A 16,155-nucleotide genomic window follows, 5' to 3' on the forward strand; every position below is an offset into this window, starting at 1 on the left:
TCGTCGTGCCCCGCATGGCCATCGCTGACGCCATGGCGGAACCCGCGGCGCCGCTGCCGCCGATGGTGGCCGCGATCGTGCTCAACGGTCGCGACACCGGCGAGATCATCGAACTGATCGAGCGCGACGGCGGGCTGTTCGCCCAGGCCGACGATCTGCGCCGCATCGGCTTGATCCTGCCGGCAGGTGCGGCGGGGCCGGTCCGGCTCGACCGCCTGGCGCATGTTCGCGTCAGCCTCGATCGCGCCACCGGCATCGCCTCGATCGAGGCGGATGCCGGCGCGGTCCCCGCCAGCAGGCTCGGCGCGGGCGCTTCGCCCGCGGTGCTGGCGGGCGCGAGCGCCGGGACCGCGCTGGTGCTCGACTATGATCTCGATGTCGAAGGCGAGGGCACCGCCACGCCCACCATCCAGGGCGCGTTCGACGCGCGCCTGTCCCGGGGGCCATGGGTGGCGGAGACGACGATGACCGCGCGGCTCACCAACGATCCCGAATATCGCCGGCTGGAGACCAGCGTCACCTATTCGGATCCGGTCAGCCTGCGCCGCTACCGCGTCGGCGACGTCATCTCCGGCGGGCTCGATTGGACCCGGCCGGTGCGCATGGGCGGTGTCCAGCTCCAGTCGGATTTCTCGCTGCGCCCCGATCTCGTCACCTATCCGGTGCCGCACGCCAGCGGCACCGCTGCGGTGCCGACCACCGTCAGCGTGCTCGTCGACGGCGTCGAGCGCCTGTCGCAGCAGACGCCGCAGGGTCCGTTCGAGATTCCGCGGCTGCCGGTGATGAGCGGTGCCAACCAGGTCTCGGTGGTCACCCAGGACAGCCTCGGCCGTCAGGTGGTGCAGCAACTCGCTTTCTACGCCAGCCCGTCGCTGCTCGCCGAGGGGCTGAGTTCGCTGAGTGCCGAGGCAGGGCTGATCCGGCGCAACTTCGGCTCGTCGAGCGACCGCTACGGCATGCCGGCCGCCTCCGCGACGCTGCGCCGAGGTCTCGCCGACTGGATTACCGGCGAAGCGCATGGCGAGTTCGCCGAGCGGCTGGCCAACGCCGGGATCGGCGGCGCGTTCACGCTGGGCAGCTGGGCCACCGCCTCGGTCGCCGCGGCGGGCAGTGTCGGTGGCGGCAGCGCCGGGGCGCTGGTGTCGGCGGGGATCGAGCGGGTCACCCGCGGGGTCAGCCTCGGCGTCTCGGTGCAGCGCGCCAGCGACGGTTATCGCGATCTCGCCGCGATCAACGGCGAGCCGACCCCGGCGAGCTTGGTTCGCGCGCGGATCGGCGGCCGGATCGGTGGCTGGGGCTCGTTCGGGGCGAGCTATGCCGCGGCCGGCAGCGCCACCCGGCTCGTCTCGCTGAGCTGGTCGGGGTCGCTCGGCGCCGCGCTGCGCGCCTTCGCCACCGGCTATCACGATCTCGCCGGCCGAGCCGGGACCGGCGCCACCCTGTCGATGTCGCTGCGCTTCGGCGGCCGCACCACCGCGACCGCCTCCGGCATCCTGTCCGATGGCCGCGCGGGGGGCACGATCCAGGTCGCTCGCTCGCTCGATGGCGTCGACACGCTCGGCTGGCGTGCGGCGCTGACCCAGGACGGCGCCGCGACCCGGGGCTTTGGCGAGGTCCGCTACCGCTCGGGCATCGGCGAGTTCGGCGCCGGGATCGACCAGGGCTATGGCATCACCCGCTTCCGCGCGACCGCGACGGGCGCAGTGGTGGTCGCACAGGGCGGGGTATTCGCCGCCAACACCATCGACGACAGTTTCGCCGTGATCGACGCCGATCAGCCGGGCGTCGACGTGTTCCTCGAGAACCGCCTGGTCGGCACCACCGATAGTGAGGGACGCCTGCTCGCGCCGATGCTGCGTGCCTATCAGACCAACCGGCTCAGCATCGATGCCGCCGGGCTCGGTCTCGGCATGACCATCGACACCGTCGCGCAAACCGTGGTGCCGCCGGCCCGCGCCGGGGTGGTGGTGCGCTTCCCGATCCGCGTCGTCCATGCCGCGACCATGATCCTGGTCGATGCCAACGGCGCGGCGCTGCCGGTGGGTAGCACGGTGGCGGTGCGCGGCACCGATCTCGCGACCAGCGTCGGCTATGGCGGCGAGGTCTATCTCGAGGGGCTCGCCGCGCTCAACCTGCTTGACGTCACCGTCGCCGACACCGGCCGCCACTGTACCGCGCGCGCCGATTATCCGGTCGGCCAGCCCGATCTGCCACGGCTCGGAGCGCTCGTCTGCCAGGAGACACCGCCATGATCCGCCGCCTGCTCGCCCTCGTGCCGCTGTTGCTGCTGCTCGCCGCGACGCCGCCCGGCGTCGATTGCAGCGCCGACGTCTCGCCGTTGCAATTCGGCCAGTTCCGCAGCGTCGGCGGCGGCAGCGCCGATATCACCGCGACCATCCTCGTCACCTGCACCGCGACGCTTGCCGCGACGATTGCCTATGACATCCGCATCGCGCCGGCGCCCGGTGGCGCAGGCCGGGTGATGCACGGCGCCGCCGGCGATCTGCGCTACGATCTCTACACCTCGCCCAACTATCGCCAGCCGTGGGGAGACGGCACCGGCGGCACCAGCGTGGTCGGCGGCAGCATGGCGCTCGCCGCGGGCGAGCGGCACAGCGCCAGCTACACCGTCTATGGCCGCATCCTCGCCGATCGCCGCGTCCGCGCCGGAAGCTATGCCGATGCGCCGGCGGGGTATCTGGTGCTGCAGTGAGCGACCCTATTGGCCGTCCGCCATCAGCCCGGCGCGATAGGCGAGGCGGAGCACATCGGAGAGGTTCCGCGCGCCGAGCTTGGCCATCATGTTGGCGCGGTGCATCTCGACGGTACGCACGCTGAGCGCGAGGTGCGCCGCCAGCCCCTTGTTCGACATCCCCATGCCCAGCCCGCGCAGCACGTCGGTCTCGCGCCCGGTCAGCGCGCGCAGCCGGTCTTCTTCCTGGGCCAGCGCGCCGGCGGCCTGGATATGCTCATCGAGCTGGCGGAACACGCGATCGAGCGCACCGGTCAGCATGTCCTCGGCATAGGGCTTTTCGATGAAATCGGTGGCGCCGAGCTTCATCGCGCGCACCGCAATGTCGATGTCGCCATGCCCGGTCATCACGATGGTCGGGAACAGCGGCAGCCGTTCGCCGAGCTGTTCGAGAACCTGCAACCCGTCGCGATCGGGCATGCGGAAATCGAGCAGCACGCAGCCGGGTGGCAGGTGGCTGACATCGGCGAGGAAATCCGCGCCGTTCAGATATGGTCGGCTCTGCATCCCCACCGTGGCGAGGAACAGGCTGAGCGAGCGGCGGATCGCGCGGTCATCGTCGACCACGTACACCGTCCGCTTGTGATTGGCGGCGCGCAGCCCGAACAGGTGCTCGTCATGCTCGCGCGGCGCGGGGTCTACGCCGTCGTCGCCGAACAATGCGCGGCCTCCACCAGGTTCACGATTGTGCGCTTGTGGCGTCATGAAACTCATCAAGCGAGATCGCCTCCGAAGACTGAAGACCAGCGTGGTCGTTACGCACCCAACGCACTTCGCAGGTCAGCGGTCGCATCGTCCCGCAACACACCTGGACGTGCGCGCCGGGGGTGAGCTGGGCGTGGCCGATGATCAGGAAGCCGGTGGACGAGACATTGCCGATCTCGATGGCGAATTCCCGCCCGTCGCCATGGCGGACGGTGCCCGCCCGCGACGTCGAATAGCGCGGCGCGCGCTCGGTTCGCTCGTGGCGGTCGGTATCCTCCAGCACGTCGATCGACAACGGAAAGGGAAATTGGAAGCCGGCGACCTCGCCCTTGCACCAGCGCACCGTCGCCGGCATGCAATGGCCGCTCGCGAACACCATCGCCACCGCCGCGCCGGGCTGAAGCGGCTGGCTGACCTTGCCGGAGGCGCCGCGCAGCGACAGCGTCAGCAGCCGCACCGCCTGGTCGCCGCCATCGTCGATCACCGTTACCGGCCGCAGCATCTGCGCATGGCGCCGCTCGCTGCGCCGCTCGATGCGCGGTCCCGTCGGCACGGCCGCCTCCGCCACCACCTGGTCGGCAGCTTGGCTCGGCATCGAAAGCTTACGTATCGGGTGCATCGCGATCCTCGTCCGGGCCACGCGCGGCCACGTCCTCTCGTCGCCGAAAGGTTCGTATTCGACCTTAAACGTCAACCTCGTAAGACTACGGTAGCTGTCGATTGTTGCCACGAAAGCCGCGCTATCTGGCGCGGCCCGCGCGTGTGCACTGGCCGTCCTATGCAAGGAGCGGGCGGCGCCAAGGGCTTCTGCTTCGTATATAAAATATTCGTCGCGGAATGCTGGACGAAGCCGGGCCGGGCCGCTTATCGCTGCGTCACTCTCGTGATCGGGCCAATGTCGTAAATGCGCGTGTTTCATTGGAGTTGCGTCAGCGAACTGGTCCCCGGCCGGGAGCAGGTGGCGGACACGCTGGCGGCGATCCGCTGCGTCTCGCACGAGCGCAACCGAGAGCTCGGCATCACCGGCACCCTGATCTTCACCGGCCAGCGATTCGCGCAATATCTCGAGGGCAGCCAGGCCTCGTTGGCGTTGTTGCGCGGTAGCATCGAGCGCGATCCACGCCACACCGGCCTCGTCACCATCGCCGAGGGCCCCGCCGCGCGACGCCGGCTTAACCAGTGGGACCTGTCCTACGCCGGCCAATCCTCCTTTGTGGATCAGATTGTCGAGCGCGCGGTGCGTGATGCGGCGGGCTCCGCCCGGGCGCGGCTGGTGCGGCTGCTGGTCGAGCTGGCGGCGGGTGACGCCGACTGATCGGCGCTGCTGCGCTTCAGCGTGAAGCACATGTGGGTGCGGTGATCGCGCACCCGCTCCGCCCAGATCTGCCCGCCATGCGCCTCGATGATCGTGCGGCAGATCGACAGGCCGATGCCCATGCCTTCCGACTTGCTGGTGTTGAATGGCGCGAACAGTCGCTCGGCGATCTCGGGCGCCAGCCCCGGGCCGCTGTCGGCAACGCACACCTGGCACCAGTCGTCGGAGACGATGCTGGTCGAGATCCACAAGCGCCGCTCCTCGCTCTGCTGCACCGCCTCCACCGCGTTGCGCAGCAGGTTGATCAGCACCTGCTCGATCTGCACCCGGTCCACCCGCACGTCGATGGCGGCGGGATCGAGATCGTAATGCACGCGGATCCCGAGGCCCGGCGCGTCGATCAATGCGATTCGCGCGGCGTTGTCGATCAGTTTGGGCAGGCGGCTCAGTTCGCGGCGGCCATCCTTGTGGATCACCAGCTCGCGCAGGTGCCGGATGATGTCGCCGGCGCGCACCGCATTGTCGTCGGCCTCGTCGAGCGCGTCGCGCAGCAGCGCCGCCTCCGCGGCCTTGTCGGGCGTCTCGATCTGGCTGATCATCCGCCGGCCGCCGCGCACGTAATTGGCGATCGCGGTCAGCGGCTGGTTGAGCTCATGCGCCAGCGCCGAGGCCATTGCCCCCATCGCGCTTAGCCGCGAGACGTGGATCAGCTCGCGCTGCATCCGGCGCAGGTTGAAATCGGCCTGCTTGCGATCATCGATATCCTCGACGGTGCCATACCAGCGGACCACCTCGCCATTGGCATCGAGGCGAGGGGCGGCGCGGGCGTGGACCCAGCGGTAGCTGCCGTCGGGCACCAGCCCGCGCACCTCGACATGGTTGGCGGTGCGGCTGCGCAGCGTGTCGCGCCACGTCCGCATCAGCAACGCGCGATCCTCGGGATGCGCCATCCGCAGCACCTCGCGCGCACTGCGCACCGCGCTGTGCACCGCAGCGTCGTGCCACCGGGTGTGGAACGTCACGGTCATGCCGTCGGGCGAGGCGGTCCAGGGGTGGAAGGAGCTCAGCTCGATGGTGTGGCGGTACAGTTCCTCGCTTTCGTGGAGGATCTGCTTGGTCGCCTCGCTCTCGGCATGCGCGGCGTTGAGCTCGCTGGTCCGCGCCACCACCCGCGCCTCCAGCGTGGTCGCGAGCAGCCGCACCTGCTCCTCGGCTGCCTCGCGCTCGTGCAGATAGGCCTCGGCCCGGCGCTGTCGCTCGCGCCCGCGCAGCGCCGCGCGCGCCGCGCTGACCAGCGGTTCCTCGCGCAGCGGCCGGTCGATCAGGGTGAGGTTGCCCAGCGCCTCGATCGGCATCGGATAGGTCGGGCGCTCGATACCGATGCTGGCGAGCACCAGGAACGGACAGTCGGACCAGGGCGGCTGGTTCGCCAGCGCCGCTTTCAGCGCCGGCCATTCGAAGTCGGCGAGCGCCTCCTCGGCGATCACCGCCGCGGCGAGCATCGATCGGTTGATCGCATCGACGATATCGGCGGCGCTGGCAGCGACGTTCTTCATTCCCGCACCGGACAGCATATCGCGCACCAGCGCGCCTCCCAGGTCGTCGGGCACCAACACGAGCATGCGATCGGGCAACAGGTCTTCTCCGGAACCGACAAGGCAATGCGCTGACATCACGACCCCCAACGGTGCAGAGGGCCACGATCAGCTGCCCTAGCGGGCGATCCTAGCACATATGTTAAGGCGTTACGGCATGATCGGCGAGCGAGCGTTTGTGCAAGGGGAGTTGCGCGACGGGCACGGTGCCCGGCATAGGCGGCGCCGTCGCGGCGGTCCGGAGTGTTCATGACGATCAGTGATTCCGGCCTCGTCGTCGGCCTCGATTTCGGTACCACCAACAGCGTCGTCGCGCTCGCCGCCCCCGGCGAGGCGCCGCGGCTGCTGTCCTTTGCCGGCCCGCTGGCGAGCGAGGAGGTGTTCCGCTCGGCGCTGTGCTTCTGGCACGACGATGACGTCAAGGGCGGCCTTGCGGTGGAGGCGGGCCCCTGGGCGATCGCCGAATATCTCGAATATCCGCAGGACAGCCGCTTCCTCCAGTCGTTCAAGTCGGTCGCCGCCAGCGCCAGCTTCGAGACCGCCTCGGTGTTCGACAAGCGTTATCGCTTCGAGGAACTCGGCCGCCGGTTCCTCGCCGGCCTCGCCAGCCATGCCGGCGGCGCGCTCGCGACGCGGCCGCGCCGCCTCGTCGTCGGCCGCCCGGTCGAATATGCCGGGTCGCGGCCGGACGAAGCGCTCGCCCGCCAGCGCTACGATGCGATGTTTTCCGGCTTCGCCGACGAGGTGCACTATGTCTACGAGCCGCTCGGCGCGGCTTATGGTTACGCCGCGCAACTTGACCGCGCCGCGACGCTGCTGGTCGCCGATTTCGGCGGCGGCACCAGCGACTTCTCGGTGGTGCGGGTCGCCGAACCCGGTGCGGGGCGGCGCTGCGTGCCGCTCGGCCATGCCGGCATCGGCATCGCCGGCGACCGGTTCGACTATCGCATCGTCGACCAGCTGGTGCTGCCGATGCTCGGCAAGGGCGGGCTTTATCGCTCGATGGACAAGGAGCTGGAAATCCCGCGCAGCTATTTCGCCGATTTCGCCGACTGGTCGCGGCTGGCGTTGATGCGCAACCGGCGCACGATGGACGAGCTGCGCCGGCTCCAGCGCAATGCGCTCGATCCCGCGGCGATCGGGCGGATGATCGCGGTGATCGAGCATGAGCTCGGCTACCCGCTCTACGACGCCGTCGGCCGCCTCAAGCGTGCGCTGTCCGCCGACGAGACCGCGCATTTCCATTTCGCCGGCGCCGGGCTCGAGATCGAGGCCGATGTCACCCGCGCCGATTTCGAAGGCTGGATTGCCGACGATGTCGCGCGGATCGAGGCGACGGTGGATCGCGCGCTAGCCGCCGCAGCAACCAGCGAGGCCGAGATCGACCGCGTCTTCCTCACCGGCGGTACCTCGCTGACCCCGGCAGTGCGGCGGATCTTCACCCGCCGCTTTGGCGAGGCCGCGATCATGAGCGGCGGCGAACTCACCTCGATCGCCCATGGTCTCGGCCTGATCGCTCAGGAGGACGATCTCGCGCCCTGGACGGCGTGAGGCGTCGCAGTCGTCGCCGTGCCTAACCCTTCAGTGGCGCGAACCCGGCTGCAACAGCACGCCCTTGCCCGACGGCGAGGCTTCCACATCGTCGAGCTGCCGCAACAGATCCGCGAACACATCGTCGCATTCGATCGGAAATAGCCGGTTGAAGCCACCGCCGAGCACATCCAGGTCGCGCTGGGTCAGGAACCCCACTGCTACAATACGCTCGTCGACCACGTCAGCTCCTCCATTCGGAAGACTCTAACCTATGTCGCGCCGGAAGGTGCCATTCGTTACGGCCAAGGCCTGAATATGGATCAGGCGGTGCCCATCACTTGCGCCGCGAACCGTTCCATTTCCTGCTCCTGCGGGCTCATCTGCAACAGCAGCAGATCGAGCCCCGCGCCCTCGTAATCGGCGATGCGCTGCTTAAGCTGCTCGGGCGTGCCGACGAGATTGGGCCTGAGGCCTCGGTTGGACACCGAATATTCCTGGATCTTGAGCTCGCGCTCCAATTGCGTGCCCGACAGCCATTGATCGAAATTGGCATAGCCCGCGGGCAGCTCGCTGACGGTGGTGATCCGCTCCAGCTCGCGCTTGGCCTCGGCCTCGCTATCGCGGACGATCGCATAGGCAGCCATACCGTATTGCATCGGCGCGCCGCCGCCCCTCTTTTCGTTGGCCGCCTCGCGCCGCGCCGCCATGTCGGCGATCTTGGGCGCGATCGCCTCCACGGGGTCGCCGTGCATCACATAGGCGTCACACTGGCCCACGATCATCGCCTTGGCTTTTTCGCTCTCGCCGCCGGCATAGACGGTGGGGCGCTTGGCGGGCTTGGGCGAGCAGATCGCCGCATCGGTCTGGTAGAATTTGCCGGCAAAGCTGAACCGTTCCTCGGTCCACAGCCCGTCGACCACCGTCAGCCATTCCTCGGTGCGCGCATAGCGGTCGTCATGCTGATCGAACTGCAGGCCATATTGCTTGGCCTCGTCCGCCCACCAGGAGGAGACGACGTTGAGCGCCAGGCGCCCGCCCGAGATGCGATCGATGTTGGCGGCCGCCTTGGCGAACAGCGCCGGATGGTGGAAGTTGGGCCGCACCGCGACCATCAGCTCCACCGTCTCGGTGACCGCGGCGAGCGCCGCCGCGGTCGACCAGGCATCGAGCGCGGGCTGCTCGATGCCCTTGATGTCGTTGAGGTTGAGCTCGGCGATCAGGCTGAGGTCGTAGCCCCACTTCTCGGCATTCTGGGTCAGCCGCTTGGCATAGTCCCAGCTCGCGTCCATCCCCTCGTCGGGCACGTTGCGCAGCCAGCCGCCGAACACGGGCATCCAATAACCGTAGCGCATCAGGCTTCCTCGATCCGGCGGAGCAGGTAATCGACCAACTTGTCGTGCGGCTCCCAGCCGAGCACGTCCATCGGTTTGGCGACGAAGTTGGACAACGCATTGATGTCGTAGAAGCGCGGAATCCCGTCGCGATCGTCGATCATCACCTCGATCCCGCCGACATCGAGGTCCACCGCGCGGGCGATCCGCTCGGCGGCGTCGACCAGCGCGGGCGCGGGCTGCACCGCGGCCATGCTGATCCCCGAGTCTTCGACGCAGGCATCCGCCGGGCACAGGTCGAACGCGCCGCCGCCGGCGACGTCGATCGCATAAAAGAAGGCGCGGTCGAGCGTCTCGATCCGGGTGATCGTGCCGTTTCTTGCCGGCACATAATCCTGCACCAGCAGCACGCCATCGACGCTGCTCGGCAGTTCGCCGGCCTCGATCGCATAGTTGAGCTCGGCCATGTTGTCGAAGCGGGTGATCCCCGCGCCCGAGCCGCCGATATTGGCCTTCACCACCAGCGGGAACGACAGGCTAGCCGCCGCCGCGGCAACATCCGCGGCGCGGTGGACCACCCTCGTCTCGGGAATGGCGAGGCCGAGGCCGGCGATCAGCGACAATTGCCGCGCCTTGGAGGCGTCGATCGCGAGCACGTCGGCGCCGTTGACCACCTGCGCGCCCGCGCGGCGCCAATGATCGAACAATGCGGTGGCGTAGAAGATCGGATGCTCGCCGCTACGCAGGAAGCTCGACATCGCGATGCGGTTGAGCACGACACGGGCAGGGGGCGCCTGGTCGGCGGGATCCCAGAACCCCTCGGGGCGCAGCGCGGTGTAATCCACCCCCCGCCGGTCCAGCGCCGCGAACAGCGGCGTGAACCAGGCGGGATGCTCGAAGAGAACGGCAAGATCGGTCATGCCCGTGCGATTACCGGGGGTTGGCCGGCGCGCCAACCCCAGCGCCTGCGATTACCAGTTGAGCCCGGCGCGCACGTAGAGGAAGCGTCCGTTGAACCCGAACGGCGAGTAATAAGGATAGCCCACGGTCCCGGTCGGCGAACTCAGCCGCGCCGGATATTCGGTCGGGTAGACGTCGAACAGATTGTTCACGCCCACCGCGAACTGCGCGCCCTTGGTGGGCTGATAATGCAGCTCGAGATCGGTGATCAGATGCTCGCCGGTATGGACGTCGTTGGCGACCGTGTTGCTCGGCTGGGTGACGTTGCCATAATAGGTCACCCGTGCCAGCGCGCCGAGCTGCTCGAGCGACCAGTCGATCGTCCCCGTCACCTTCTCGCCAGGGGTGCCAGACTGGATGGTGTTGATGCGGCTGCGCGAGAACAGCACCGGCGCTGGGTCGAGCGCGGCCGTCGAGGTCGGCACCTCGGTCACCTCGATCTTGTTGACGTTGCCCGCGAGCGTGAAGTCGAAGCTGCCCGCCGCGTCGGTGCGCCAGCGGTAATGCGCCACCGCGTCGATGCCCTTGGTGTTGGAGCGCACGCCGTTGATGAAGAAGCGCGCCGCCGAGACGTTGTACGGCGCGAGGATGCTCGCCACCTCGGCATTCACCGCCGCGGTCTGGCTGGTCGATTGCTGGATCAGCTCGGACAGCGCGAGCTGGTTGCGCAGGCGGATGTAATAAGCGTCCACCGTCAGGTCGAAGCCGCCGAAGCGGATCACCGTACCGGCCGAGAAGTTGGTCGACTTCTCGGGCTCGAGCGCCTTGCCGCCGAGCGCCACCGCCACCGCGCTGGTCGAGGGATAGGTGCCGCTCAGCACCACACTGCCGTCCTGGATCACCGAGGCGACCGAGGTGAAATATTGCTGCTGGAGCGAGGGCGCGCGGAAACCGGTGGAGGCGGTGCCGCGCAGCGCGAACCACGGCGCGATGTCGTAGCGCAGCGATACCTTGCCGTTGGCGGTGGAGCCGAAGTCCGAATAATCCTCGACGCGGCCCGCCAGCCCGACCAGGAACTTGTCGGTGATCTGCCCCTCGAGATCGACATAGCCGCTGACGTTGCGGCGGCTGGCGTCGATCGCGTTGGCCGGCGAGAAGCCGCCAAAGCCCTGCGCACCTGGCGTACGGGCGTTGGGGCCGCTCGCGGGATAGTCGTAGGACGCCTGTTCGCCGGGGTTGATGGTGAACCACTCACGCCGCCCCTCGACGCCGAAGGCGACGTTGAGCGACTGGAAGACGTCGAACTTGCGGCTGAAATCGGCGCCGGCGACGAATTGCTGATAGACTAGCGAGCCATCGTCGAAGTCGGTCGGCGAGGCGGTGCCATAAGCGTAATTGATCGAATCAAGCGTGCGGAAGTCGATCTTGTTGCGGCCGTAGCTGACGCTGAGATCGACGTTGAAGCCCGCGGCCTCGCCCTTCAGCCCCAGCGCCGAATTGAGGTCGCGCGATTTGGTGTTGATGATCGGCAGGAAGCCGTCGGGGTAGATCGAGCCGACGCCGTTGGCGATCGCCGTCGCGGGGAGCCGCGGGAAGGCGGCGCTGCGGGTGTCGCGATCCTGATAGGTGGCAAAGCCGTACAGGCTCCAGGTGTCGGTGAGCGAGGTGCCGGCGTTGGCGGCAAAGGTATATTGCTCCACCTCGGGATCGCCGAACCGCGCGCGCACGGTGCTCGGGGTCAGCGTCGGGGTGAAGTCGGCGCGGTTGGTCGGCTCGCGCTTGGTATATTCGCCCGAGAGGGTGAGGAAGCCGTCACGCCCGAAGCCCAGGCCCTGCCATGCCGAGACGGTGGTGGTCGGCTCGCCCGTGGTGCGGCGGTCGCCGTTGGCGGTGTCGATGTCGGTGTTGTAGAAACCATAGGTCACCTGCGCGCCGCCACCCGAGCGCGCCTCGCGCAGTCGCAGGTTGATCACGCCGGCGATCGCGTCCGAGCCATATTGCGCCGAGGCGCCGTCGCGCAGCACCTCGATCCGGTCGAGCGCGGTGGCGGGGATGGTGTTGAGATCCACCGCCGCCGACCCACGGCCCACCGAGCCGCCGACGTTGAGCAGCGCCGAGGTATGACCGCGGATGCCGTTGATCAGCACCAGCGTCTGGTCGGGGGACAGGCCGCGCAGCGTCGCCGGGCGGATCGCGTCGGTGCCGTCGGTCGCCGAGGGGCGCGGGAAGTCGATCGACGGCGCGACGCTGGCGAGCGCGGCGCCGAGTTCGGTGGTGCCCTGCTGGCGCAGCGCGGTGCCGCTCAGCACGTCCACCGGCGATGCGCTGTCGAGCCTGGTGCGGCCCTCGGCGCGGGTGCCGGTGACGATGATATCGTTCTGCTCGGCGGCGCGCGGCGCGGTCCCCGGTTCGGAGTCGGAGGCGGCCGGCGGGCTCGCCTGGTCCTGGCCGGCAGCGTCCTGCCCGGCGGTCTGGGCGGCGGCGTCCTGGGCCGCGGCGGCCTGGGCGGCGAGCAGCGCGAGGGAGGAGCCGGCGATCGCCAGCACGGCGCGGTTAAACTTCACGAATGTCACCCTTTTATCCTGATCGGGCCAGGATAGCCGAGCGCGCGCGGGCAATCTCCATCATCTGTATAGGCGATGGCACAGATTTTCTTTGCGCCGGGGCGAGCCGCGCAGGGGATGAAAGGCGGCAATGCCGCCTAGTCGCCGCCCATTGTCACGAGCCGCCCGTCGACGACCTCTACCGGCCATGCCGTCAGCCGCGTGCCCGGGCAGGGGCCGCCGACGCACGCCCCGCTGGCGACGTCGAACAGCGCCGCATGCCAGCTGCACGCGATCAGCCCGCCGTCGGGTGTCAGATAGGCGTCGAGCACCTGCGCCAGCGGCAGCCCCATGTGCGGGCAGCGATCGACATAGCCGAACACGGCATCGCCGCGCCGGACCACGAAGCCGTGGAACCGCCCGGCGCGCAGCTGCAACACGAAGTTGCGCGCGCCGTCGTCGGGGACGATGTCGAGCGCGCCCAGCGTCACCCCCGCCGGCGTCGCCGCCAGCCGCGCATCGGCGCTCACCCTGGCAGCACTGCCTTGGGGAAGTCCGCCCACACCGCGTCATAGTCGAGCTGGGCATGGTCGAGCGCATAGGGCGTCGGCCGATAGGGCCAGCAGCTCTCGACCATGAACGCCATGGTGCCGTCGATCTTGTGCGGCGTGAGGTCGGCGGCGCTCGCACCCTGCCAGCTGGCGAGATCGGGCCCATGCCCCGCCATCAGATTGTGCAGCGACAGCCCGCCCGGCGCGAAGCCTTCCGCCTTGGCGTCATAGGCGCCGCGGATCAGCCCCATCGCCTCGCTCATCACATTGCGGTGGAACCATGGCGGCCGGAACGTCCCTTCCGCCACCATCCACCGCGGCGGGAAGATCACGAAATCCGCATTGGCGCGGCCGGGGACGTCCGACGGCGAGGTCAGCAGCGTGAAGATCGAGGGATCGGGGTGATCGAAGCTCACTGTGTTGATCGTGTTGAACCGCGACAGGTCATAGCGCCACGGCGCGAGATTGCCGTGCCAGGCGACCACGTCGAGCGGCGAATGGTCGAGCGTGGTGGTCCACAGCGACCCCATGAACTTCTGGATCACCTCGGTCGGCGTGTCGCGATCCTCGAACCAGGCCACCGGCGTCTCGAAGTCGCGCGGGTTGGCGAGGCCGTTGGCGCCGATCGGGCCGAGATCGGGCAGCCGGAACAGCGCACCATGATTTTCGGCGACATAGCCGCGCGCTTCGCCATCGGGCAGCAGCGCGCGAAACTTCACCCCGCGCGGCACCAGCGCGATCTGCCCGGGCGCGACCTCGATCCGGCCGAGCTCGGTGAGCAGCTCGAGCCGCCCCGCCTGGGGGATGAACAGCAATTCGCCGTCGGCGTCGGTGAAGACGCGGGTCGTCATGTCCTTCCCCGCGGCATAGAGATGCACCGCGACGCCCTCGAGATCGGCGGGGTCGCGATTGGCGATCATGGTCACCAGGCTGTCGACGAGGTCGAGCGGCTCGCCTGGCGCGGCAAGCGGGTCCCAGCGCAGCCGGTTGGGCGCGAGCGGCGCGTCGCCGGTGCCTGGCGCGAACAGCCTCGCCCCCTCGTAGCGCCGGTAGGGCGGATGCTCGGCTGTGGGCCGCATCCGGTACAGCCACGAACGCCGGTTCTCATGCCGCGGCGCGGTGAAGGCGGTGCCCGAGAGCTGCTCGGCGTAAAGGCCGAACGCCGGCCGCTGCGGCGAATTGCGCCCGATCGGCAGCGCGCCGGGCACTGCCTCGGTCGAGACATGGTTGCCGAAGCCGGGAATATAGTCGCTCACGGGCCGTCCTTCCTGCCGCACGCCTCGAGGGAGGAGCGGCCTCATGCGTCGACGGTGATCACCCCGCGGCGGATCTGGTCGAGCTCGATCGATTCGTACAGCGCCTGGAAGTTGCCGTTGCCGAACCCCTCATTGCCCTTGCGCTGGATGATCTCGAAGAAGATCGGCCCCACCATCGTCTCGGTGAAAATCTGCAGCAGCAGGCCTTCCTCGCCGACATTGCCGTCGATCAGGATGCGGTTCTTGCGCAGCCGCTCGAGATCATGGCCATGGCCCGGCACGCGCTTGTCGACGAGCTCGTAATAGGTCTCGATCGTGTCCTGCAGCTTCACCCCGCGGGCGCGCAATTTCTCCACCGTCTCGAAGATGTCCTCGGTGGTCAGCGCCAGATGCTGGATGCCCTCGCCATTATAGTCGCGGATGAACTCCTCGATCTGGCTCTTGTCGTCCTGGCTCTCGTTGAGGGGGATGCGGATCGCGCGGTCGGGCGCGATCATCGCCTGGCTGAACAGACCCGTCGCCTTGCCCTTGATGTCGAAATACTTCTGCTCCTCGAAGCCGAAGATCTGGCCGTAGAAGGCAGACCAGGTGCGCATCTGGCCGCGGCGGACATTGTGGGTGAGATGGTCGAGCAGGTCGAGCCCGACGCTGTTCTCCGCCTCGGCCTGCTCGGCGCCGGGCACCTGGTGCCAGTCGTCGTACAGGGTGGCGCCATTGCCGTGGCGGTCGACCAGATACAACAGCGAGCCGCCGATCCCCTCGAGCACATAGCTGTTCTCGCCGAGCGCGCCGCCCGCCGCATCGCCGGGCTTCGCCCCGCGCGCCAGCGCCGCCTCATAGGCCTCGCGCGCATTGCCGACGCGAAACGCCATCCCGCTCGCCGATGGCCCGTGCGCGGCGCGGAAGTCCGCGGCATGGCCGCTCGGTTCCTGGTTGAGCAGCAGGTTGATCCGGCCCTGCTTGTAGCGCGTCACCGCCTTGGTCGGGTGCACCGAGGCGGCGACGAACCCCAGTTGCTCGAACTGGTGCGCCAGCGCATCGGGATCGGGCGAGGTGAATTCGCAGAACTCGAACCCGTCGAGGCCCATCGGATTGACGTCCATGTGATCCATGACGGCATTCTCTCCTAATATTTTTTGGTATCGTTCGTTACCAACTCTTCTGCGTGATTGCCCGGATCGTGTCAACTGATACTAACCTGGAGCATGACCGGACTGGCGCTCGACGACTTCATCCCCTTCCGCCTCTCGGTGACCTCCAACCTGGTCAGCGACTCGATCGCGCGCGCCTATGAGGCACTGTTCGCGCTGACCATTCCCGAATGGCGGCTGGTCGCGGTGATCGCCGAGACCGGCGGCATCACCCAGCAGGCGATCGGCCAGCGCACGCTGATGGACAAGGTGACGGTGAGTCGCGCCGCGATCGCGCTGGTCGAGCGCGGGCTGCTCGCCCGCCGCGCCAACCCCGACGACCGCCGCTCGCACCTGCTCGATCTCACCGACGCGGGGCGCGACCTCTATGCCGCGGTCGCGCCCAAGGCGCTCGACCTCGAACGGCGGCTGTTCTCCGGCTTCTCAGCGCAGGAGATCGACGGCTTCGTCACCATGCTGCGCCGCATCGACGCGGTGACGCTGGCGCTACGTAACGAGCGCGACGGGCGCCCCGGCTAGCCGC

15 protein-coding genes are annotated in these 16,155 nt (G+C 68.5%); 5 read left to right on the forward strand and 10 right to left on the reverse strand.

Annotation, left to right across the window (positions count from 1 at the left end; genetic code table 11):
- Nucleotides 1-14: 14 nt before the first annotated feature.
- Nucleotides 15-2,252, forward strand: coding sequence for a fimbria/pilus outer membrane usher protein (locus tag OXR60_RS04450; RefSeq protein WP_267394466.1), 2,238 nt, complete (start codon nucleotides 15-17; stop codon nucleotides 2,250-2,252).
- Nucleotides 2,249-2,713 carry a spore coat U domain-containing protein gene (locus tag OXR60_RS04455; protein WP_267394468.1) on the forward strand — a complete coding sequence of 155 codons (465 nt, stop codon included), beginning with the start codon at nucleotides 2,249-2,251 and terminating at the stop codon, nucleotides 2,711-2,713. The genes OXR60_RS04450 and OXR60_RS04455 overlap by 4 nt, the downstream gene beginning before the upstream one ends.
- Nucleotides 2,714-2,719: 6 nt before the next feature.
- On the opposite strand, the gene OXR60_RS04460 is transcribed toward OXR60_RS04455, so the two are convergent.
- The gene (locus OXR60_RS04460; protein WP_267394470.1) at nucleotides 2,720-3,412 is read right to left on the reverse strand and encodes a response regulator; all 693 of its coding nucleotides are present in this window, start codon (nucleotides 3,410-3,412) and stop codon (nucleotides 2,720-2,722) included.
- A gap of 19 nt (nucleotides 3,413-3,431) precedes the next feature.
- Nucleotides 3,432-4,187, reverse strand: coding sequence for a PilZ domain-containing protein (locus tag OXR60_RS04465; RefSeq protein WP_267394472.1), 756 nt, complete (start codon nucleotides 4,185-4,187; stop codon nucleotides 3,432-3,434).
- A gap of 174 nt (nucleotides 4,188-4,361) precedes the next feature.
- Between OXR60_RS04465 and OXR60_RS04470 the strand changes: the two genes are divergently transcribed.
- A complete protein-coding gene (locus OXR60_RS04470) occupies nucleotides 4,362-4,772 on the forward strand; it encodes a BLUF domain-containing protein (RefSeq protein ID WP_267394474.1) in 411 nt (136 codons plus the stop codon).
- On the opposite strand, the gene OXR60_RS04475 is transcribed toward OXR60_RS04470, so the two are convergent.
- Complete coding sequence (locus tag OXR60_RS04475) at nucleotides 4,676-6,406, reverse strand: ATP-binding protein (protein WP_267394476.1); 1,731 nt, start codon at nucleotides 6,404-6,406, stop codon at nucleotides 4,676-4,678. The genes OXR60_RS04470 and OXR60_RS04475 overlap by 97 nt on opposite strands.
- Before the next feature lie 210 nt (nucleotides 6,407-6,616).
- On the opposite strand from OXR60_RS04475, the gene OXR60_RS04480 reads away from it, so the two are divergent.
- Nucleotides 6,617-7,918: an Hsp70 family protein gene (locus OXR60_RS04480; RefSeq protein WP_267394478.1), complete on the forward strand. Its 1,302-nt coding sequence runs from the start codon at nucleotides 6,617-6,619 to the stop codon at nucleotides 7,916-7,918.
- Between the two features lie 30 nt (nucleotides 7,919-7,948).
- Here the strand turns inward: OXR60_RS04480 and OXR60_RS04485 are convergent, their stop codons facing one another.
- From OXR60_RS04485 to hppD, 7 genes are all read right to left on the reverse strand, one after another.
- Complete coding sequence (locus tag OXR60_RS04485; RefSeq protein WP_267394480.1) at nucleotides 7,949-8,140, reverse strand: hypothetical protein; 192 nt, start codon at nucleotides 8,138-8,140, stop codon at nucleotides 7,949-7,951.
- An 80-nt stretch (nucleotides 8,141-8,220) separates the two neighbouring features.
- Entirely contained in the window at nucleotides 8,221-9,252 is a 1,032-nt protein-coding gene (locus tag OXR60_RS04490) for an LLM class flavin-dependent oxidoreductase (RefSeq protein WP_267394482.1), read from the reverse strand.
- Nucleotides 9,252-10,151 (reverse strand): alpha-L-glutamate ligase, encoded by a 900-nt coding sequence (locus OXR60_RS04495; protein ID WP_267394484.1) that lies wholly within the window; start codon nucleotides 10,149-10,151, stop codon nucleotides 9,252-9,254. Before OXR60_RS04495 ends, OXR60_RS04490 begins: the two co-directional genes overlap by 1 nt.
- A gap of 51 nt (nucleotides 10,152-10,202) precedes the next feature.
- Entirely contained in the window at nucleotides 10,203-12,695 is a 2,493-nt protein-coding gene (locus OXR60_RS04500) for a TonB-dependent receptor (protein ID WP_267394486.1), read from the reverse strand.
- Between the two features lie 137 nt (nucleotides 12,696-12,832).
- The gene (locus OXR60_RS04505; RefSeq protein WP_267394488.1) at nucleotides 12,833-13,204 is read right to left on the reverse strand and encodes a Rieske (2Fe-2S) protein; all 372 of its coding nucleotides are present in this window, start codon (nucleotides 13,202-13,204) and stop codon (nucleotides 12,833-12,835) included.
- Nucleotides 13,201-14,481, reverse strand: a complete 1,281-nt coding sequence (hmgA, locus tag OXR60_RS04510) for a homogentisate 1,2-dioxygenase (protein WP_267394490.1) — start codon at nucleotides 14,479-14,481, stop codon at nucleotides 13,201-13,203. The genes OXR60_RS04505 and hmgA overlap by 4 nt, the downstream gene beginning before the upstream one ends.
- Before the next feature lie 41 nt (nucleotides 14,482-14,522).
- On the reverse strand, nucleotides 14,523-15,593 hold the full coding sequence (gene hppD, locus OXR60_RS04515) for a 4-hydroxyphenylpyruvate dioxygenase (RefSeq protein ID WP_267394493.1): 1,071 nt from the start codon (nucleotides 15,591-15,593) through the stop codon (nucleotides 14,523-14,525).
- A gap of 93 nt (nucleotides 15,594-15,686) precedes the next feature.
- Here hppD and OXR60_RS04520 point away from each other — a divergent pair, with 93 nt between their 5' ends.
- Complete coding sequence (locus tag OXR60_RS04520) at nucleotides 15,687-16,151, forward strand: MarR family transcriptional regulator (RefSeq protein WP_267394495.1); 465 nt, start codon at nucleotides 15,687-15,689, stop codon at nucleotides 16,149-16,151.
- Nucleotides 16,152-16,155 lie beyond the last annotated feature (4 nt).

The sequence above is a fragment of the Sphingomonas sp. GC_Shp_5 genome, assembly GCF_026540855.1.
GTDB lineage: Bacteria > Pseudomonadota > Alphaproteobacteria > Sphingomonadales > Sphingomonadaceae > Sphingomonas.